The following is an 18,808-nucleotide window of genomic DNA, read 5'->3' on the forward strand; positions in this document are numbered from 1 at the left end:
TGGGAGGGGGTCAGAAATCTTCAGGGGCCAGCAGCGCCAGGCCGCGCTTGCGGGCGGCGGCGGCCTGGGCCGCGTCAAAGGTGGCCAGCGGCAGGCGCAGCGACTGCGCCAGCCACAGGTAGGCCGCGTCATAGACCGGCAGGCGGGTGTCCAGCGCCACGTCGAGCACGGCCTTGTGCTGGGCGGGCGCCAGCTCGTGCAGCTCCACGCGGTGGCGGATGGCCTCGAGCACGCCCCACAGGCCTTCGACCGAGCTGTGCGGAATGCGGCCGCCGTGCACGCCCGAGGCGATCAGGTTGCCACACTCCCACTGCCAGAGATTGGGCGCCTGCGGGTCCACTTCGTGGCGGCGGATGCGGGTATACAGGCGCTGGGTGTGCACGCTGGCGGCATCGGGCAGCAGCCAGGCGGCGGTGACGGAGGCATCGAGCACGAAAGAGGTCATGCCTGGCTCCGGCCTGCGTGGCGCAGTCGGGTGGTGGAGTCCGGCGCATGTGTCGACTGGGCCGACTGGGCCGGCCGCACCGTGGCCTGCAGCGCCTGCATCTGCTCCAGCTCGCGAGCGATCTGCTCGTCGGTGATCACGGGGCGGCGGCGCACCGGCAGCATGCGCACCACTTCCTTGCCGTGGCGGGTGATGCGCACTTCCTCGCCCTGCTCGACAAGTTCGATCAGGGCGGAGAAACGGGTCTTGGCTTCGTAGATACCGACAGATTGCATGGCGGGGCTGAAAACAAAAACAGGCCTGGTGTCCGGCCTGGCCCGAATTCTAGCATTCTGGCCAGAATTTTCAAAAATTCAGACCAGAACCTTGCGGATATTCCAGGCATTGGCCTCGGCTGCCTGCTGGCGCGCCCCACTCAATGCTGTTCGCGCACGAAGCCGACAAACCGCGCCAGCGCGGGCGACATGGCTCCGGCAGGCCAGGCCAGGCTGGTCTCGCAGACCGGCAGAGCAACGGCCTTGCTGCCTGCACGGGTGCTGGCGAAAACCGCCTCGCGGTAGACCACGCCGGGCCTGCAGAACTGCATCACGCTGGCGGGCACCCAGGCCAGGCCGATACCGCCCCAGACCAGGTTCACGATGGTCTGCATCTGTATCGCCTGCTGCGCGATGCGCGGCACATGTCCGTGCCGTCGGTACAGATCCGTCACCGCGTCATGGAGCGAGGGCATGATGCGGCGCGGAAAGATCACCAGCGGCTGCTCCAGCACTTCGTCGAGCATCAGCCGGTCCGCACCGGCAAGCGCATGCTGCTGAGGCAGGGCCAGCACCATGGCTTCCCGTCCCACGGCCAGGCGCTCCAGGCCGGCCGGCGCATGCCCGGGGGCATGCAGCATCAGCCCGGCATCGATCTGCCCGCGCTCGAATGCCTCCATCTGCACATCGCTGGTGGCCTCGACCAGCTCCAGCGCCACACCGGGCGTGCCTGCAACGAAGTCCCGCACCCACAGCGGCAGCCGGGTGAAGCCGATGGTGGAGACAAAGGCCAGCCGCACGCGCCCCACTTCTCCCGCTGCCGCAGCCCGCGCAATCCCGGGCAGCGCTGCCGCCCGTCCCAGCAGTTCACGCACCTGCGGCACAAGCGCCTCGCCGGCCGGCGTCAGCGCGACGTGGCGGCTCGAGCGCTCGAACAGCGCCACGTCCAGGCTGCGCTCCAGCTGGGCGATGGCCTGTGTGAGCGGCGGCTGCGTCATGTGCAGGCGCGACGCGGCGCGGCCGAAGTGCAGCTCGTCCGCCACGGCCAGGAATTGCCGCCAGACGCGCAGATCAATGGGGGGCTCATTCATATGCGCAGCATATCAATCATGCCGATGAATAGGATTGGATCAGATGAATCAGTCGGCCCATACTCATCCAACCCCCACAACGAGAGACATGCCATGACCCCGCCGAACCAGATCAACCGCCGAAGCTCCCACATCACCGAAGGCAAGGCGCGCGCAGCCAACCGCTCCATGTTCTACGGCATGGGCTACAAGGAAGAGGATTTCAAGAAGCCCATGGTCGGCGTGGCCAACGGCCACAGCACGATCACGCCGTGCAACTCCGGCCTGCAAAGGCTGGCGGACGCGGCCATCGCAGGCATCGAGGAGGCTGGTGGCAACGCGCAGGTGTTCGGCACGCCGACCATCTCGGACGGCATGTCCATGGGCACGGAAGGCATGAAGTACTCGCTGGTCAGCCGCGAGGTGATCGCCGACTGCATAGAGACCTGCGTGGGCGGCCAGTGGATGGACGGCGTGCTGGTGGTCGGCGGCTGCGACAAGAACATGCCGGGCGGCATGATGGGCATGCTGCGCGCCAATGTGCCGGCCATCTATGTCTACGGCGGCACCATCCTGCCCGGCAGGTGGAAAGGCCGGGACCTGAACATCGTCAGCGTGTTCGAGGCCGTTGGCGAGAACGCCGCGGGAAAGATCAGCGACCAGGAGCTCAAGGACATCGAGCAGCACGCCATTCCCGGCACGGGCTCGTGCGGCGGCATGTACACCGCCAACACCATGTCCAGCGCGTTCGAGGCGCTGGGCATGAGCCTGCCCTACTCCTCCACCATGGCCAATCCCCATGATGAAAAGGAAAACTCGGCCAAGGAATCCGCCAGGGTGCTGATCGAGGCCATCAAGATGGACCTCAAGCCGCGCGACATCGTGACGCGCAAGTCCATCGAGAACGCGGTCTCGGTGATCATGGCGACCGGGGGCTCCACCAATGCCGTGCTGCACTTTCTTGCGATCGCCCATGCGGCCGGCGTGCCCTGGTCCATCGACGACTTCGAGCGCATCCGGCAGCGGGTGCCGGTGCTGTGCGATCTCAAGCCCAGCGGCAGATACCTGGCGGTGGACCTGCACCAGGCGGGCGGCATCCCGCAGGTCATGAAGATCCTGCTGAATGCGGGCCTGCTGCACGGCGACTGCATCACCATCTCGGGCCAGACCATCGCGCAGACCCTGGCCGGCGTGCCTGACGAACCGCCCAACCCCCAGGTCATCCGCCCCCTCTCGGACGCGCTCTATCCGCAGGGCCACCTGGCCATTCTCAAGGGCAACCTGAGCCCGGAAGGTGCGGTGGCCAAGATCACGGGCCTGAAGAACCCGGTCATCACCGGCCCGGCACGCGTGTTCGACGATGAGCAATCGGCGCTTGCGGCCATCCTCGACGGCAGGATACAGGCCGGCGACGTGATGGTGCTGCGCTACCTGGGCCCCAAGGGCGGCCCCGGCATGCCGGAAATGCTGGCCCCCACGGGCGCCCTGATCGGTGCCGGCCTGGGCGAGAGCGTGGGCCTGATCACCGATGGCCGCTTCTCCGGCGGCACCTGGGGCATGGTGGTCGGCCACGTGGCGCCGGAAGCAGCCGTGGGCGGCACCATCGCGCTGGTGCACGAGGGCGACTCGATCACCATCGACGCGCACGCATTGCAACTGCAGCTGAACGTGCCCGAAGACGTGCTCGCCCAGCGCCGCGTGGCATGGAAGGCCCCCGCGCCCCGCTACACGCGGGGCGTGCAGGCCAAGTTCGCGTTCAACGCATCGAGCGCCAGCTCGGGCGCGGTGCTGGACAACTTCGCCATCTGAGCTTCGTGAGCGCACGAAAAAAAGAGGTCCGGGCAGTGGCTGCCCGGACCTCTTTTCCATCTCGCGCCAAGGCGCTGGATCGGGATCAGTCGGCGCGGTAGTTCGGCGCTTCCTTGGTGATCTGCACGTCATGCACGTGCGATTCGCGGATGCCTGCGGCGGTGATCTCCACGAACTCGGCCGTGTTGTTCATCTCTTCGATGGTGGCGCAGCCGCAGTAGCCCATGGCAGCGCGCACGCCGCCGGCCATCTGGTAGACGATGGAGACCATGGAGCCCTTGTAGGGCACGCGGCCTTCGATGCCTTCGGGCACGAGCTTGTCGGCGTTGGGATTGCCGGTGCTCGATTCCTGGAAGTAGCGGTCGGCCGAGCCCTGCTGCATGGCGCCGATGGAGCCCATGCCGCGATAGCTCTTGTACGAACGGCCCTGGTACAGGATGACTTCGCCCGGAGCCTCTTCGGTGCCGGCGAACATGCCGCCCATCATGATGGTCGAGGCGCCAGCGGCCAGGGCCTTGGCGATGTCGCCCGAGAAGCGGATGCCGCCGTCGGCGATCAGCGGCACGCCCGTGCCCTGCAGGGCCTGGGCCACGCTGTCGATGGCCATGATCTGGGGCACGCCCACACCGGCGACGATGCGCGTGGTGCAGATGGAGCCAGGGCCGATGCCGACCTTGACGGCGTCGGCGCCTGCCTCGGCCAGTGCCAGCGCAGCGGCGCCGGTGGCGATGTTGCCGCCGATGACATCGACCTGCGGGTAGTTCTGCTTGACCCAGCGCACGCGGTCGATCACGCCCTTGCTGTGGCCGTGGGCCGTGTCCACCACCAGTGCATCGACGCCGGCCTTGACCAGCAGCTCCACGCGCTGCTCGGTGCCCTCGCCCACGCCCACGGCGGCGGCCACGCGCAGGCGGCCTGCGCTGTCACGCGCTGCGTTGGGGAAGGTGGTCTGCTTGGTGATGTCCTTGACGGTGATCAGGCCCTTGAGTTCAAAGGCGTCGTTCACGACCAGGATGCGCTCGAGCTTGTGCTTGTTGAGCAGGGCCTTGGCTTCCACGGGCGTGGTGCCGTCCTTCTCGTTGACGGTGATCAGGCGCTCGCGCGGCGTCATGATCTGGCTGACCTTGACGTCGTAACGTGTCTCGAAGCGCAGGTCGCGGCTGGTGACGATGCCGACCACCTTGCCGCCGTCGCACACGGGAAAGCCGGAGATGCCGAGGTTCTCGGACAGCTGCAGCACCTGCAGCACGGTGTGCTCGGGGGTGATGACCACGGGGTCGTGCACCACGCCGGATTCGTGGCGCTTGACCTTGGACACTTCGGCAGCCTGTTGCTCTGCCGTCATGTTCTTGTGGATGACGCCGATACCGCCCTCTTGCGCAATGGCAATGGCCAGACGCGCTTCGGTCACGGTGTCCATGGCGGCGGACACAAGGGGGATGTTCAGGGAGATGTTGCGCGAAAAGCGCGTCTTGAGCGAGGTGTCCTTGGGCAGGACCTGGGAGAAAGCGGGGACCAGGAGGACGTCGTCGAAGGTCAGGGCTTTACCGAGAAGGCGCATGTGAGAGCTCCAAAAGAAGGATTGTACCCGTGCGCCGGATCACAATGTATGCTGTAGGCCATTGTTCCCCGCTATCGCTGCCCGCCATCATTTCCTGCTATTGCTACCTGCAACCGGCCCGATCACCCCAATCACCATGCATGCCACCAAGCTTGTTTTGCTAGCCGCGCTTGCCGCCTGTTCGCTGTCCGCAGCCGCCCAGTGGCAATGGGTCGACGCCACAGGCCGCAAGGTCTTCAGCGACCGCGCGCCCCCCCCTGACATTCCGGCCAAGAACATCCTGCGCCAGCCTGGCGGCAGCGCGCCCGCTCCAGCAGCGGCGGCGCCATCCACGGCACCGGCGGCTACAGATGCGGCCACGCAGCCCGCTGCAGATGCAACGGCACAGGCAGCGCCTGCCGCCGCCAAGGACGCCAAGCCCGCAGGCACCGACAAGGCCCTGGAAGAGCAAAAGCGCAAGGCCGAGGCCCAGGAGGCCGCCAAGGCCAAGGCAGAAAAGGAACGGCTTGCCAAGCAGCGCCAGGACAACTGCGCACGCGCCAAGCAGTCCAAGACAGCGCTGTCTTCGGGCCGCCTGCTGGGCTACACGAATGAGCAGGGCGAGCGCGGCTTCATGGACGACGCCACGCGCGATGCGGAACTCAAGCGCGCCGACGCCATCATCGCCTCGGACTGCGGCCCGGTGCGCTGAGCGTCTCCCTCCTTCAGTAACCGGCCTTGGCCCCGGGCCTTTGGCGCTGGAACAGGCCCGTGGCGCGGGCTCCCTGGCGCGCAAAGCGCTCGCGGCGCGCCACCTTGGGGTCCACGGTCAAGGGCCGGTACAGCTCCACGCGATCGCCGTCGCGCAAGCCTTGCGTCAATGGTGCGCTGCGGCCCCAAAGGCCAGCGGGCCCCTCCTGTGCAAAGCCCAGCGCCTGCCAGCCACCAGCGGCCTCGACTGCGTCGGCAATCGAGGCACCGGCCGGCAATTGCAGGGTCAGCTCAACGACTTCACCGGCACGCGGGCTGCATGCCAGCGTGATGCACAGAAACGGCCGGGGTTCAGCCATAGACCTGCTCGGCGCGCTTGACGAAGGCATCCACCATGGAGCCCGCGATGCGGTCGAACACCGGGCCGACCACGGCGGCCAGCGCCATGTTGTCAAAGCCATAGTCCAGCTGCAGCTCCACGCGGCAGGCACGCTGCGAGCCGTCGCCCACGGGGCGGAACATCCAGTTGCCCTCCAGCCGCGAGAACGGCCCCTTGATCAGGCGGATGCTGACCTGGCGCCCGCCATCGTCGAGCACGCTGTGCGTGTTGCGCGTGACGAAGGACTTGCGCATGCCGCCGAATGCAATGCCCACCTCGGCCGTCATGCCCTGCTCGTCCTGCTCCAGCACCCTGGCCTGGTCGCACCAGGGGAGGAAGTCGGCATAGTGGGCCACGTCCGTCACCAGGGCAAACATTTCTTGGGGGCTGTACCAGATCAGGACGGACTTGTTGACTTTTTTCATGAATGGGGCGGGCTGCACGGCATGCAAAACACCGGCTGCGCGGTCATGGCGCATACGGCTGTCACAATGACGGCAAGGCGAAACTAAAATCCCGCACGGAGGCGAGACGGCAATCCAGTATTGTATGGAGAGCTTTCATCTCCAGGTTTTCGCCGCATCTATTACTCCATGGCCAAGAAACCTGAAACACAGTCGCGCATCGCCGACAACAAAAAAGCCGCGTTCAACTACTTCTTCGAGGAACGCTTCGAGGCCGGCATCGTGCTGCACGGCTGGGAAGTGAAGGCGCTGCGCAGCGGCAAGGTGCAGCTGACCGACGGCTACGTCATCGTCAAGGACGGCGAGCTGTTCCTACTCGGCTGCCAGATCAACCCGCTCAAGACCGCCTCCACCCACGTCAACCCCGACGCGGCGCGCATCAAGAAGCTGCTGCTCAAGAAGGATGACATCCTGCGCCTGATCGGCAAAGTCGAGCAAAAGGGCTTCACGCTGGTGCCCATCAACCTTCACTGGAAGAACGGCTTCGTCAAGTGCGACATTGCCCTTGCCAAGGGCAAGGCCGAGCACGACAAGCGCGACGTGATCAAGGACCGCGAAGGCAAGCGCGAGGTCGAGCGCGCCATGAAGAGCTTCAACCGCTGACGGGCATCCGCAGCTTTTTTTGCACTGCTGCGGAATAAACCGGCACGGCCCAGTGTTCATTGCAGTGTCCGGCCGCAATTTCGCGCGCCGGCAAGCACCGGAGACAGCGATGAAGAAGCTCGGCATGAAACTTGGTACCTGTGCCTTCACGGCAGCCCTGACATTGACCCTGGCAGGCTGCTATTCCGCGCCTGCGGCCAACGCCTCTGGCCAGACCCCGCCCAGCGCGGTCAGCGTGCAAAACGGCATGCTGGTCGGCGCCAACGGCATGACGCTCTACACCTTCGACAAGGACACGGCCGGCAGCGGCAAGTCCGTCTGCAACGGCCCCTGCGCGACCAACTGGCCGCCGCTGATGGGCAAGCAGGCGCCCTCTGGCGGCAACTACAGCGTGGTCCAGCGGGACGATGGCAGCAGCCAGATCGCCTACAAGGGCAAGCCGCTGTACTACTGGGTGAAGGACGGCAAGGCCGGTGACACCACGGGCGACGGCGTCATGGGCGTCTGGCATACCGCACGCCCCTGATTCCAGCCGCATCCGCCTTCGGACCTGCCCATGGACCGCAGCCAGATCCTGGAGCACCTGCCCGGCCTGCGCCGCTATGCGCGGCTGCTGGCAGGCGATGCCTGGGCCGCCGACGACCTGGTGCAGGACACGCTGGAGCGTGCCTGCCGCAAATGGCTGCTGTGGCGCCCCGACGGCGATCTGCGTGCCTGGCTGTTCACGCTGATGCACAACCTCTACCTGAACCAGCGGCGCTCTGCCGCGCGCGGGCAGTGGCTGGACATAGACAGCCTGTCCGAGACCCTGGCCGCACCCGAGGACAGCAGCGATGCGGCCCTGGACCTGGAGCGCTGCCTGCAGCGCCTGCCCGCCGAGCAGCGGGCCGTGCTGCTGCTGGTCAGCGTGGAGGACATGAGCTACGCCGACACGGCGCGCGTGCTGCATCTGCCCCTGGGCACCGTGATGTCGCGGCTGTCGCGCGCACGGTCCCGGCTGCGCGAATTGATGGAGGCCCCATCGGCCACCTCGGCCTCCTCTGCAGCGCCTGCACAGTCAGCACCGACTGCCAAGGCCGCAACACCCCAAGCCGCAGCCCCCGCGCTGCGCCGGCTCAAATGACGAGGCCGCCATGACCGCATCCGCCCCCACCCCTCTTTCATCTTCCTCGCCCTTGCCCCCGCCCATTTCCGACGAGCAGCTGCACGCCCTGGTCGATGGCCGCCTGCCCGCGCAGCAGGCGCAGGCGCTGCGCGACCAGCTGGACGAAGACAGCGCCGCGCGCGTGGAGCAATGGCAACGCCAGCGCCAGTTGCTGCGCGCCCTGCATGCCGCCCGGGATGAACCCGGCATGCCCGACGAAATGCGCGCCGCCGCCGAACAGTTGCAGGGCCTGCACCGGCGCCAGCAGCAGTGGTGGCGCTGGGGTGGCATGGCCGCGGGCTGGATGCTGGCCTTCGGCCTGGGCTGGCTGGTGCATGGGCAGCAGGCGGTGCCCGCCGCCGCGCCATCAACGGCGGCCACGCTGGCTGCCGCCACCCCGGCCCGCTTCGCCCACCAGGCGGCCGTTGCCCACGCGGTCTACCAGCCCGAGCAACGCCACCCGGTCGAGGTGGAGGCCGCGCAGCAGGCCCATCTGCTGCAGTGGCTGTCCAAGCGCCTGGGCCGGCCGCTGAAGCTGCCGGCCCTCACGGACCTGGGCTATGAGCTGGTAGGCGGCCGATTGCTGCCAGGCGACAGCGGCGCACGCGCCCAGTTCATGTACCAGGACGCGGCCGGCGAGCGCATCACCCTGTACCTGGGTGCGCTGGAGGACCCGGCCACGCGCGGCGAGACCGCCTTTCACTTCAGCAGCGACGGCCCCGTGCCCAGCTTCTACTGGGTGGACCAGGGCTTTGGCTATGCGCTCAGCGGCGCCCTGCCGCGCAACCGGCTGCTGCAGCTGGCCACGGCCGTGCACCAGCAGCTTTGAAACCTTGGGGCACGGCTACCAGGGCAGCGGCGCCGCCTCGCCGTTGCCATGCTCGCCGTAGTACAGCGAGGGCAGGAAGCGCGACAGGTAGGTGAACTCCGTGTAGCAATGGCGCAGCAGGCCCAGGCCCAGCGCGTCGGGCAGCTCGGCCGCCGGGTCGGCGCAGGACTGGCCCAGCAAAAAGCGGCTGCGCAGCACGCAGCCAAAAGGCGTGTCACGCGCCAGGTGCACCATCTGCCCGTCCATGGGGTCCCCGCTGGCGTCCAGCTGCACATGCTCGCCGAAGCCGATGCGCGCATACACGGCGGCCGAGGCGCGTTTTTCGGCAAAGGCCAGCTCCAGCTGCGCAGGGTCGAAAAGCTCGCGCGGATCATGGAACTTGAGCCTGGCCGCCACGGGCGGAATATCGGCCAGGGACTCCACCGCTTCGATGGACGCGCCGATGTAGCTCTCGCCCTTCTTCCATTGCGCATCCCAGCCGCGATGCGCGATGTGGTCGTGCGGATGCCACCACTTGATGTGCTGCGTGGTCTCGAAGAACTTGAACCACCAGTCCAGCATGCGGCCGCTGCAGCCATGCAGGTCGGTGCGGCAGGCCACCACCAGGCAGCCGCTGGGCAGGCGCTGGATTCCCGTCTCCAGCCGCAGCGGCGTGATGTGCAGCAGCTCGTCGATGCGGGAAATGTCGGGCTCGAAGGCATGGGAGTTCATGGGTGTTTTCCGTTCCTGGGTTGATGAGGAAAAGCCATCTTATATTAAAGAAACGAACAACGTTTCCAAACAATTGGATAATCCCCGCCGGGTAACAAAATGCTGCACAACCAGGCACGACCCTGCACAACACCGAACGGAACGACAAGAAATCCAATGGAATCCGAAATCACTCCTGCGGCCCCCAGGCCGCGCGGGCGGCCGGCCCGGCCCGAGCACGAGGCCAACGATGCCGCCCTGGCCGCCGCCACCTGGCTCTTGCTCAACGAAGGCTATGCCGCCACCACCATGGAAGCCGTGGCCAGGCGCGCGGGGCTGGCCAAGAAGACGCTCTACCGCTTTGCGGCCAACCGCGAGGATCTGGTGGCCCTGGTGGTGCGCGGCTGGACCGACGGTTTTCGTCCCGCCCTGTCGGCCGATGCGCAGTCGGCCTCCGAGGTGGCGCCAGCGCTGGCCGAGATCCTGCGCGTGATTGCCGCGCGCGTGCTGTCGGCCGAGGCGGTGGGAATGTTCCGCCTGCTCACCACCGATTTCCCCGCCAAGCCCGAGTTGCTGGAGGTCTACCAGCGCAACGGCATTGAGCGCGGCCGCGGCATGCTGGTGGACTGGCTGCGGCGCCAGTGCAGCAAGGGATTGCTGCGGGCCGAACAGCCCGAAGTCGTCTGCGACCTGCTGATGTCCATGGTCATTGCCGAGCCTCTGCGGCAGATGGCCCTGGGCCTGACGCCGCCCGTGCCCGAATGGGATCCGGGCCCGCGCATTGACGACGCGGTACGGCTGCTGGCAGGCCATTCCTGCCGCATGGAGCCCGCGGATCGTTGAATGAAAAAAGGCCACCCGGCATGGCGCCGGATGGCCTTTTGAACCCTTGGAGGTTTGAGCAACCGCCGCGCGATCAGTCCAGCGCCGCCAGCGGATGAGAGTGCGCGGGCCAGGGGCTGTCGAAGAAGGCACGCCATTGCGCGTCCTGCACGTCTTCGATGCGCGCGGGGTTCCAGCGCGGGTGGTGGTCCTTGTCCACGGCCAGCGCGCGTATGCCTTCGATGGTCTCGCTCTGGCCGGGGCGCAGGTAGAAGCAGTGGCGCACCATGTCGCGCTCCATGCGCAGGTCCTGGGCCAGCGTCATGCCGCGGGCGCGGCGGATCTGTTCCAGCACCACGTGCAGCATCAGCGGCGAGCGCTTGCGCAGCGTGGCTGCCGTGTGCCGGGCCCACTCGCCATCCGCCGCTTCCAGCGCCTGCACCATGGCAGCCACCGTGGGCAGGGCAAACACGCGGTCGATCTCGGCGCGGGGCTGGGCCGCCGGCTTGGCCGGGGCCGTGAACTTCGACTTCACCAGGGCCTCGATGGCCGCTGCATCGGCAAAGCTGCCGGCGGCCAGCGCGTCCCACAGGGCAGGCTGCTGGTCCGAGGGCAGGTAGCCGTCGGCCAGGCCGAAGTCCAGCGCATCGGCCGCGCCGATCACATCGCCCGTCAGCGCCAGCCACTCACCCGCGTGACCCGGGCAGCGCGAGAGAAAGTAGCCGCCACCCACATCGGGGAACAGGCCGATGGCCGTCTCGGGCATGGCCATCTTGGTGCGTTCGGTGACGATGCGCAGCGTGCCGCCCTGGCTGATGCCCATGCCGCCGCCCATGACGATGCCGTCCATGAAGGCGATGTAGGGCTTGCCAAAGGTGTGGATCAGGTGGTTGAGCGCGTACTCCTCGGTGAAGAAGTCCTCCAGCTGCGGATTGCCCGTGCTGCCCGCGCCATGCAGGAAGCGGATGTCCCCGCCCGCGCAGAAGGCGCCGAAGACCCCTTCCTTGCCCATGCCTCGGATGGCCACGGCCAGCACCTGCTCATCCTTTTGCCAGGCCAGCAGGGTGGCCAGCAGATCGCGCACCATGCCCAGCGACAGCGCATTCAGCGCCTTGGCCCGGTTCAAGGTGATCATGCCCATGCGGCCCCGCACTTCGCTGAGGACTTCGCCGGCAGCTCCCGTCATATCTTGCTCCTTGTTGCTATGCATGCCCTGCCCCGGCAGCCCGGGGCAATGAGCCGCAACCATAGCTGAAAAACCGCGCCCGCCCCTGACAAACAGGTGCCAATATGCGCAACTGCGCGACAGGTGCCGCAACGCCCCGCACTCAGTCCAGAGAGACGCCCGTGCTCTTGACCACGCCGGCCCAGCGCTTGATCTCGCTGCGGATGTAGGCGCCGTATTCCTCGGGCGTGGAGCCCAGGCCTTCGGCGCCCTGCAGCTGCAGCTTCTCGACCACGCCCGGGTCCTTGAGCGCGCGCATCAGCTCCTGGTTGAGCCGCTGGATGATGGCGGCCGGCGTCTTCGCGGGCACCATCACACCCTGCCAGGCGCCGGCCTCGAAGCCGGACATGCCGCTTTCGGCCAGCGTGGGTGCATCGGGGAAGTTGGGCAGGCGCTTGGAGGAACTGACGGCCAGCAGCTTGAGTCGCCCCTCCTTGATGAAGGGTGCGACGGAGTTGATGGTGTCGGTCATGAAGTCGATCTGCCCGGCCACCAGATCCACGTCGGCCGGCGCGCTGCCCTTGTAGGGCACGTGGCTGGCCTCGATCTGGTAGTGCTGCACGACCTGGAAGGCCGCCAGGTGGGTGACGTTGCCGTTGCCGGCCGAGCCATAGGACAGCTGGCCGGTCTTGTCCCTGGCATGGCGCACGAACTCCTGCACGTTCTTCACCGGCAGCTTGGGGTTGACCACCAGGCCCAGCGGCACCACGGCCGTCAGCGCCACGGGCATCAGGTCCTTGCCCACGTCGTAGCTCATCTTCTTGTAAAGCGACGGGCTCAGCGCAATGGACGAGGTGTTGTAGAGCACGGTATAGCCATCGGGCGCGGCCTTGGCCACCAGGGCATTGCCGATGTTGCCATTGGCTCCGGGCCGGTTGTCCACGATCACGGTCTGGCCCAGTTGCTGGCCGACCTGCTGGGCCAGCACGCGGGCCACCAGGTCGGTGGGCCCGCCCGGCGGGAAGGGCACGACCATCGTGATGGGCTTGCTGGGCCAGGGCTGCTGCGCCAGCGCGGCGCCGGGCAGTGCCGCACCCACTGCCACCGCCGCAGCCGCCGCAGCCGCCGCAATAGGGGCCGCCAGGGTGACCAGCGCCATGCGGCGCCCTCTATTGCGGGCCGCCTTGTCGATCTGCTTGTCCATGCTTTTGTCTCCTGATGTCGTTATGGGAATGCTTGTGGCCGCCTAGCTGCGCCCGGCCAGCAGGCGCACGGCCGTGTATTCCATGACCTTCTGGTGGCCCTGGTTGAAGACCTCGATGCGCGAGGTGACGACGGCGCGGTTGCCCTTGGAGGTGGGCTTGATGGCGGTGACTTCGACCAGCGCCTCGATGGTGTCGCCCACCAGCACGGGGCCGAGGATCTTCTGGTGCAGCTCCAGCATGGCCAGGCCCGTGCCCTGGATCATGCTTTGCAGGATGAAGCCTTCGATCAGCGCATAGGTCATGGCGCCCGGCACAGGGCGGCCGGCAATGGCGCCGCCGTCGTAGCCCTCCTCAATGAAGATGGCCTCCAGCATGCCCGTGGCATTGATGAAGGCGACCAGGTCGGACTCGGTCACGGTGCGGCGGAAGGTGCGCAGCTGCTGGCCGATCTGCAGGTCCTGCCAGAAAAAGCCCTGGCCCATGCGGGGCACGGCGTTCCAGGCGGCGCCAGGGTGGGGCTGCGGGGTGTTCACTGTCATCTCATGTCTCCTGTTGCGTGATCTGCAGGCCGGCGATGCGCTGGGCGCTCCAGCCCGCCTGGGCCAGCAGCGCCGCCGTGTGCTCGCCCAGGCGCGGCGGCATGCCCATGGGGGCCTGCCGGCCATCCATGCGCACGGATGAACGCGGCAGGTGCACGGTGCCCATGGCGGCGTCGTGCAGCGGCACGAAGAACTCCGTGGCCTGCAGATGCGGATCGGCGGGCAGATCGTCCATGCGCGCCACCGGGGCGGCAGGAATCTCCAGGCGCTGGCAGGTGTCCAGCCAGTACTGGGTGCCGTGCAGCGCCACATGCTCGCCTGCGGTCTCCAGCAGCTCGGCAATGTGGGCAGTGCGGCTGGCCTGGCTGGCAAAGCGCGCGTCCAGGGCCAGCTGCGGCTGGCCCACGGCGGCGAAGAAGCGCTGCCAGTGCGCATCGGTGTACGGCATCATGCAGACGTGGCCGTCCAGCGTTCGGTAGGGCTTGCGCCAGGGCGCCATCACGCGCGGGTAGCCTGCGCCGCTGAGCGCGGGGCTGAAGTGCATGCCGTAGAAATGCTCGACCAGATTGAAGCCCACCATGGTCTCGTACATGGGCACTTCCACAAAGCAGCCATGGCCGCTGCGCTCGCGCTGGAACAGCGCCGCCAGCACGGCATGCGCGGCCACCAGGGCGCAGGTCTTGTCGGCCGCAATGGTGGGCAGGTAGCGCGCCTCGCCCGTCTGGCGCTCCATCAGGTCGGCCAGGCCGCTCATGCCCTGGATGACGTCGTCATAGGCGGGCATGCCCGCATAGGGGCCGTCCTCGCCAAAGCCATGCAGGCCTGCATAGACCAGGCGCGGATAGCGCTCGCGCAGCGTTGCGGGGTCCAGGCCCAGCGGGGCCAGCTTTTGCGGGCGCATGCTGTGCATGAACACATCGGCCGTGGCCAGCAGCGCATGCAGGGCCTGGCGCGACTCTTCCCGCTTGAGGTCCAGCACCACGCTCTTCTTGCTGCGGTTAGTGCCCATGAACATGGCTGCCATGCCGGGCTCCATGGCCGGGCCGGTATGGCGCGTGGAGTCGCCGGCCGGCGGCTCGATCTTGATGACTTCGGCGCCATAGTCGGCCAGCACCTGGCTGGCCAGCGGCCCGAACACCACGCTGGACAGATCCAGCACCCGAATCCCTGTCAACGCAGCCTGCACTGTGGTCTCCATGTTGCTTCAGGGAGCCAGTATTTGATATCTTCAAAGCTGCGTCTAAGACTTAATTCAGCATCTCTGATACACGGTAGATATCAATGGACCTGCGCCAACTGCGTCACTTCGTCACCCTGGCCCGCACGCTCAACTACCGGCAGGCGGCCGAGCAGCTGCACATGTCGCAGCCGCCGCTGTCCCAATCCATACGCCGGCTCGAAGACAGCCTGGGCGTGCAGCTGTTCCAGCGCGACCGCCGGGGCACGGCGCTGACCGAGGCAGGCCTGGCGGCCCTGGAAAGTGCCGAGCTGGCCCTGCACCATGCGCGCCAGATGCAGGAGGTCTCGCGCGCCACGGCCGGCGGCGAGCGCGGGCGCCTGCACATAGGCTTCATAGGCTCGGCCACGTTCTCGCTGATACCGCGGCTGGTGCAGGCCTTTCGCAGCGAATATCCGCTGATCGACCTGGTGCTGACCGAATCGACCACGCGCGAGATCTGCGCGCAGGTGGCCAGCGGCGATTTCGATGCCGGCCTGCTGCGCTACCCGGTGACGCAGGCCACCGACCTGTCCATCACGCCCGTGGAAAAGGACGAGCTGGTGGCCGTGCTGCCCGAAGGCAACCCGCTGCTGCAGCAGCCCGCCTTGCGGCTGCGGGATCTGGCGGACCAGCCCTTCATCAACTACCGCCCCAGCGAGGTGCCAGGCCTGCATGCGCTGGTGGTGCTGGCCTGCCAGAACGCGGGCTTCATGCCCCAGGTCAAGCAGCATGCCGTGCAGGCGCAGACCCTGGTCAGCCTGGTGGGTGCGGGCCTGGGCGTGGCGCTGGTGCCAGCGGTGGTGGCCAAGGGCAGCACGCCGGGGGTGGTGTTCCGCGCGCTGGCAGATACCGAGAACCTGCCCTCCATCGGCCTGGCCCTGGCGCTCAATCCGCAGCAAAGCGCAGCGGCCGGGCAGCGCCTGCGCGAGTTGCTGCTGCAGCTGCAATAGCAAGCAGTTGCAAGCAGTTGCAGCAGCAGTTCCTTTGCCGTGGCGCCCGCACGCCTGAACGGCGCGCCACAAAAGACAAAGGCCGCAGATGCGGCCTTTGACAGTCAGGGCGGTGAAGCCATGCGGCTTGCGTGCGCCCTGGTCGCAACAGCGCTTATGCGCCGCGCGAAGCGCGCTTGCGCTCGTTCTCGGACAGGTGGCGCTTGCGAACGCGGATGCTCTTGGGGGTGATTTCCACCAGCTCGTCGTCCTCGATGAATTCCACCGCGTATTCCAGCGACAGGTCGATCGGGGGCGTGATCTTGATGGCATCTTCCTTGCCGGACACGCGGAAGTTGGTCAGCTGCTTGGTACGCGTGGCGTTGACCACCAGGTCGTTGTCACGGCTGTGGATGCCGATGATCATGCCTTCGTACACGGGATCGTTGGCCTTGACGAACATGCGGCCACGGTCGTCCAGCTTGCCCAGGGCGTAGGTGAAGATTTCGCCTTCGTCCATGGAGATCAGCACACCGTTCTTGCGGCCGCCGATTTCGCCCTTGTGCGGCTCGTAGCTGTCGAAGATGTTGGAGATCAGGCCGGAACCACGGGTCAGGTTCAGGAATTCGTTGGTGAAGCCGATCAGGCCACGCGCAGGAATGCGGTACTCCAGGCGCACGCGGCCGCGGCCATCGGGTTCCATGTTGACCAGCTCGCCCTTGCGCTCGCCCAGGGCCTGCATCACGCCACCCTGGTGGCCTTCTTCGATGTCGGCCGTCACCAGCTCGATAGGCTCGTGGCGCACGCCGTCCACGTCGCGGTAGACCACGCGGGGCTTGGACACGGCCAGCTCGTAGCCTTCACGGCGCATTTCTTCCAGCAGGATGGTCAGGTGCAGTTCGCCGCGGCCCGACACTTCGAAGATGCCGTCTTCGTCGGTTTCCTTGACGCGCAGGGCCACGTTGGAACGCAGTTCCTTTTGCAGGCGGTCCCAGATCTGGCGGCTGGTCACGAACTTGCCTTCACGACCTGCCAGCGGCGAGGTGTTGACGCAGAAGTTCATGGTCAGCGTGGGCTCGTCGATCTTGAGCATCGGCAGCGGCTGGGGGTTCAGCGGGTCGGTCAGCGTGACGCCCATGCCCAGGTCGGCAATGCCGTTGACCAGCACGATGTCGCTGGGACCGGCTTCGGTCACCTGCACGCGGTCAATGCCCTGGAACTTCAGAACCTGGTTGATGCGGCCCTTGTAGCTCTTGCCGTCAGGACCTTCCATGACCAGCACGTCGGTCGAAGGCTTGAGCGTGCCGGAGGTGATGCGGCCCACGCCGATACGGCCCACGAAGGTGGAGTAGTCCAGCGCCGAGATCTGCATCTGCAGCGGAGCGGCAGGATCGCCCTTGACGGCGGGAACGTGCTTCAGGATGGTGTCGAACAGGGCCGACATGTCGGGGCCCCACTGTTCGCCGGGAGCGCCTTCTTCCAGCGAGGTCCAGCCGTTGATGCCCGAGGCGTACACCACGGGGAAGTCCAGCTGCTCGTCGGTGGCACCCAGCTTGTCGAACAGGTCGAAGGCGGCGTTGACCACGTAGTCGGGACGCGCACCGGGCTTGTCCACCTTGTTGACCACGAGGATGGGCTTCAGGCCCAGGGCCAGTGCCTTCTTGGTCACGAAGCGCGTCTGGGGCATGGGGCCTTCCTGCGCGTCGATCAGCAGCACCACGCCGTCCACCATGGACAGGGCACGCTCCACTTCACCGCCGAAGTCCGCGTGGCCGGGTGTGTCGAGGATGTTGATGTGCGTCTCGTTCCAGCTCACGGCGCAGTTCTTGGCCAGGATGGTGATGCCACGCTCGCGTTCGATGGCGTTGTTGTCCATCACCGTGTCCACGACTTTCTCGTGTTCGGCGAAGGTTCCGGATTGGCGCAGCAGCTGGTCCACCATGGTGGTTTTGCCGTGGTCCACGTGGGCGATGATCGCGATATTGCGGATTTGTTTGCTCATAGTGTTTTCCCATTGCCGCTGCGTCATGGGCGCGGCGTGTCTTCCAAAATCTGTTGAATTTCCAGTGAACTGAGCAGGCGCCCGGGGATGAGTTCCCCACGCACCACGCGCCCCACTCCCAGCAGAGCCTGTGGGTTCTCGCCATACACAGCCACCGCCTCGGCATCGGCCCAAGCGCCCTTGCGGGGCAGGCCCGTGAGAAAACGGGCCGCATCTTGCTCGCCCAGCGTGACAGCCGTGTGGCTGGCCAGCAGGGCGTCGACAGGCTGCAACTGCTGCAGACGCTCGCCCTCGCCCATGGCGGCCAGCGCCTCCAGCGAGATACAGCGCTCGACACCCAGCCCCCCGGTGTCGATACGGCGCAGCGCGCGCAGGTGCGCGCCGCAGCCCAGGGCCTCGCCCACGTCCTCGGCCAGCGTGCGGATGTAGGTGCCCTTGCTGCAGGTCACCAGCATCCGGATCGCAGGCAGGCCTTCGCTGTCTTGCGTCAGCGAAAGCTCCAGTGCGTGGATTGTCACTTCGCGTGCCGGGCGCTCGACTTCGATGCCGGCACGCGCATATTCATAGAGAGCCTTGCCGTCCTTCTTGAGGGCGCTGTACATGGGTGGCACCTGGCGGATCGCACCCGTGAACTGCGCCTGCACGGCGGCCAATCGCTCGGCCGTGAGGGCGGCGAGGTCAACGGCGCGCTCGCGCAGCACCTCGCCCTCGGCATCGGCCGTGGTCGTGGTCTGGCCCAGGCGCGCAATCGCCTCGTAGGTCTTGGCAGCTTCAAGCTGCAACTGGCTGAACTTGGTCGCCGCACCGAAGCACAGCGGCAGCACGCCGGTGGCCAACGGGTCCAGCGTGCCGGTGTGTCCGGCCTTTTCGGCGCGCAGCAACCACTTGACCTTTTGCAAGGCGTCGTTGCTGGACAGCTCCAGCGGTTTGTCGAGTAGCAACACCCCATGCACAGGGCGCCGCTGCACCCTTGTGCGTGGCGCGTTCAT

21 protein-coding genes are annotated in these 18,808 nt (G+C 66.9%); 8 read left to right on the top strand and 13 right to left on the bottom strand.

Annotation, left to right across the window (positions count from 1 at the left end; genetic code table 11):
• Positions 1–10: 10 nt before the first annotated feature.
• The 3 genes from A4F85_RS10180 to A4F85_RS10190 form a co-directional block, all read right to left on the bottom strand.
• Entirely contained in the window at positions 11–445 is a 435-nt protein-coding gene (locus A4F85_RS10180) for a type II toxin-antitoxin system VapC family toxin (protein ID WP_012204856.1), read from the bottom strand.
• The gene (locus tag A4F85_RS10185) at positions 442–720 is read right to left on the bottom strand and encodes a type II toxin-antitoxin system Phd/YefM family antitoxin (protein WP_063326515.1); all 279 of its coding nucleotides are present in this window, start codon (positions 718–720) and stop codon (positions 442–444) included. The genes A4F85_RS10180 and A4F85_RS10185 overlap by 4 nt, the downstream gene beginning before the upstream one ends.
• 140 nt (positions 721–860) lie before the next feature.
• A complete protein-coding gene (locus A4F85_RS10190) occupies positions 861–1,790 on the bottom strand; it encodes a LysR family transcriptional regulator (protein WP_063326516.1) in 930 nt (309 codons plus the stop codon).
• Positions 1,791–1,883: 93 nt separating this feature from the next.
• On the opposite strand from A4F85_RS10190, the gene ilvD reads away from it, so the two are divergent.
• Positions 1,884–3,578, top strand: coding sequence for a dihydroxy-acid dehydratase (ilvD, locus tag A4F85_RS10195; RefSeq protein WP_063326517.1), 1,695 nt, complete (start codon positions 1,884–1,886; stop codon positions 3,576–3,578).
• Between the two features lie 85 nt (positions 3,579–3,663).
• Here the strand turns inward: ilvD and guaB are convergent, their stop codons facing one another.
• The gene (gene guaB, locus A4F85_RS10200; protein ID WP_013803023.1) at positions 3,664–5,139 is read right to left on the bottom strand and encodes an IMP dehydrogenase; all 1,476 of its coding nucleotides are present in this window, start codon (positions 5,137–5,139) and stop codon (positions 3,664–3,666) included.
• 136 nt (positions 5,140–5,275) lie between these two features.
• Between guaB and A4F85_RS10205 the strand changes: the two genes are divergently transcribed.
• Entirely contained in the window at positions 5,276–5,830 is a 555-nt protein-coding gene (locus A4F85_RS10205) for a DUF4124 domain-containing protein (RefSeq protein WP_063326518.1), read from the top strand.
• A gap of 13 nt (positions 5,831–5,843) precedes the next feature.
• On the opposite strand, the gene A4F85_RS10210 is transcribed toward A4F85_RS10205, so the two are convergent.
• The gene (locus A4F85_RS10210; protein ID WP_012204850.1) at positions 5,844–6,188 is read right to left on the bottom strand and encodes an RnfH family protein; all 345 of its coding nucleotides are present in this window, start codon (positions 6,186–6,188) and stop codon (positions 5,844–5,846) included.
• A complete protein-coding gene (locus A4F85_RS10215; RefSeq protein WP_034398355.1) occupies positions 6,181–6,633 on the bottom strand; it encodes a type II toxin-antitoxin system RatA family toxin in 453 nt (150 codons plus the stop codon). Before A4F85_RS10215 ends, A4F85_RS10210 begins: the two co-directional genes overlap by 8 nt.
• 168 nt (positions 6,634–6,801) lie before the next feature.
• On the opposite strand from A4F85_RS10215, the gene smpB reads away from it, so the two are divergent.
• From smpB to A4F85_RS10235, 4 genes are all read left to right on the top strand, one after another.
• Positions 6,802–7,275, top strand: coding sequence for an SsrA-binding protein SmpB (smpB, locus tag A4F85_RS10220; protein ID WP_013803027.1), 474 nt, complete (start codon positions 6,802–6,804; stop codon positions 7,273–7,275).
• 109 nt (positions 7,276–7,384) lie between these two features.
• Positions 7,385–7,801 (top strand): COG4315 family predicted lipoprotein, encoded by a 417-nt coding sequence (locus A4F85_RS10225; RefSeq protein ID WP_063326519.1) that lies wholly within the window; start codon positions 7,385–7,387, stop codon positions 7,799–7,801.
• 30 nt (positions 7,802–7,831) lie between these two features.
• Positions 7,832–8,398, top strand: coding sequence for an RNA polymerase sigma factor (locus A4F85_RS10230; RefSeq protein WP_013803028.1), 567 nt, complete (start codon positions 7,832–7,834; stop codon positions 8,396–8,398).
• Between the two features lie 10 nt (positions 8,399–8,408).
• Positions 8,409–9,248 (top strand): anti-sigma factor family protein, encoded by an 840-nt coding sequence (locus A4F85_RS10235; protein ID WP_063326520.1) that lies wholly within the window; start codon positions 8,409–8,411, stop codon positions 9,246–9,248.
• A 15-nt stretch (positions 9,249–9,263) separates the two neighbouring features.
• On the opposite strand, the gene A4F85_RS10240 is transcribed toward A4F85_RS10235, so the two are convergent.
• A complete protein-coding gene (locus tag A4F85_RS10240) occupies positions 9,264–9,959 on the bottom strand; it encodes a DAPG hydrolase family protein (protein ID WP_012204844.1) in 696 nt (231 codons plus the stop codon).
• A 156-nt stretch (positions 9,960–10,115) separates the two neighbouring features.
• Between A4F85_RS10240 and A4F85_RS10245 the strand changes: the two genes are divergently transcribed.
• Entirely contained in the window at positions 10,116–10,781 is a 666-nt protein-coding gene (locus A4F85_RS10245; protein WP_063326521.1) for a TetR/AcrR family transcriptional regulator, read from the top strand.
• A gap of 73 nt (positions 10,782–10,854) precedes the next feature.
• On the opposite strand, the gene A4F85_RS10250 is transcribed toward A4F85_RS10245, so the two are convergent.
• The 4 genes from A4F85_RS10250 to A4F85_RS10265 form a co-directional block, all read right to left on the bottom strand.
• The gene (locus A4F85_RS10250) at positions 10,855–11,946 is read right to left on the bottom strand and encodes an enoyl-CoA hydratase/isomerase family protein (protein WP_063327953.1); all 1,092 of its coding nucleotides are present in this window, start codon (positions 11,944–11,946) and stop codon (positions 10,855–10,857) included.
• 142 nt (positions 11,947–12,088) lie between these two features.
• Positions 12,089–13,129, bottom strand: a complete 1,041-nt coding sequence (locus tag A4F85_RS10255; protein WP_063326522.1) for a Bug family tripartite tricarboxylate transporter substrate binding protein — start codon at positions 13,127–13,129, stop codon at positions 12,089–12,091.
• Between the two features lie 42 nt (positions 13,130–13,171).
• A complete protein-coding gene (locus tag A4F85_RS10260) occupies positions 13,172–13,669 on the bottom strand; it encodes a MaoC family dehydratase (protein WP_034392170.1) in 498 nt (165 codons plus the stop codon).
• A gap of 1 nt (position 13,670) precedes the next feature.
• Positions 13,671–14,867, bottom strand: coding sequence for a CaiB/BaiF CoA transferase family protein (locus A4F85_RS10265; RefSeq protein WP_063326523.1), 1,197 nt, complete (start codon positions 14,865–14,867; stop codon positions 13,671–13,673).
• A gap of 83 nt (positions 14,868–14,950) precedes the next feature.
• Here A4F85_RS10265 and A4F85_RS10270 point away from each other — a divergent pair, with 83 nt between their 5' ends.
• Positions 14,951–15,838, top strand: a complete 888-nt coding sequence (locus A4F85_RS10270; protein WP_063326524.1) for a LysR family transcriptional regulator — start codon at positions 14,951–14,953, stop codon at positions 15,836–15,838.
• Between the two features lie 154 nt (positions 15,839–15,992).
• On the opposite strand, the gene typA is transcribed toward A4F85_RS10270, so the two are convergent.
• Positions 15,993–17,819, bottom strand: coding sequence for a translational GTPase TypA (gene typA / locus A4F85_RS10275; protein ID WP_034398352.1), 1,827 nt, complete (start codon positions 17,817–17,819; stop codon positions 15,993–15,995).
• 23 nt (positions 17,820–17,842) lie between these two features.
• Positions 17,843–18,808, bottom strand: coding sequence for a tRNA pseudouridine(55) synthase TruB (gene truB, locus A4F85_RS10280; RefSeq protein WP_012204836.1), 966 nt, complete (start codon positions 18,806–18,808; stop codon positions 17,843–17,845).

It is taken from the genome of Delftia sp. GW456-R20, from assembly GCF_001622915.1.
GTDB classification, from domain to species: Bacteria; Pseudomonadota; Gammaproteobacteria; order Burkholderiales; family Burkholderiaceae_C; genus Comamonas; species Comamonas acidovorans.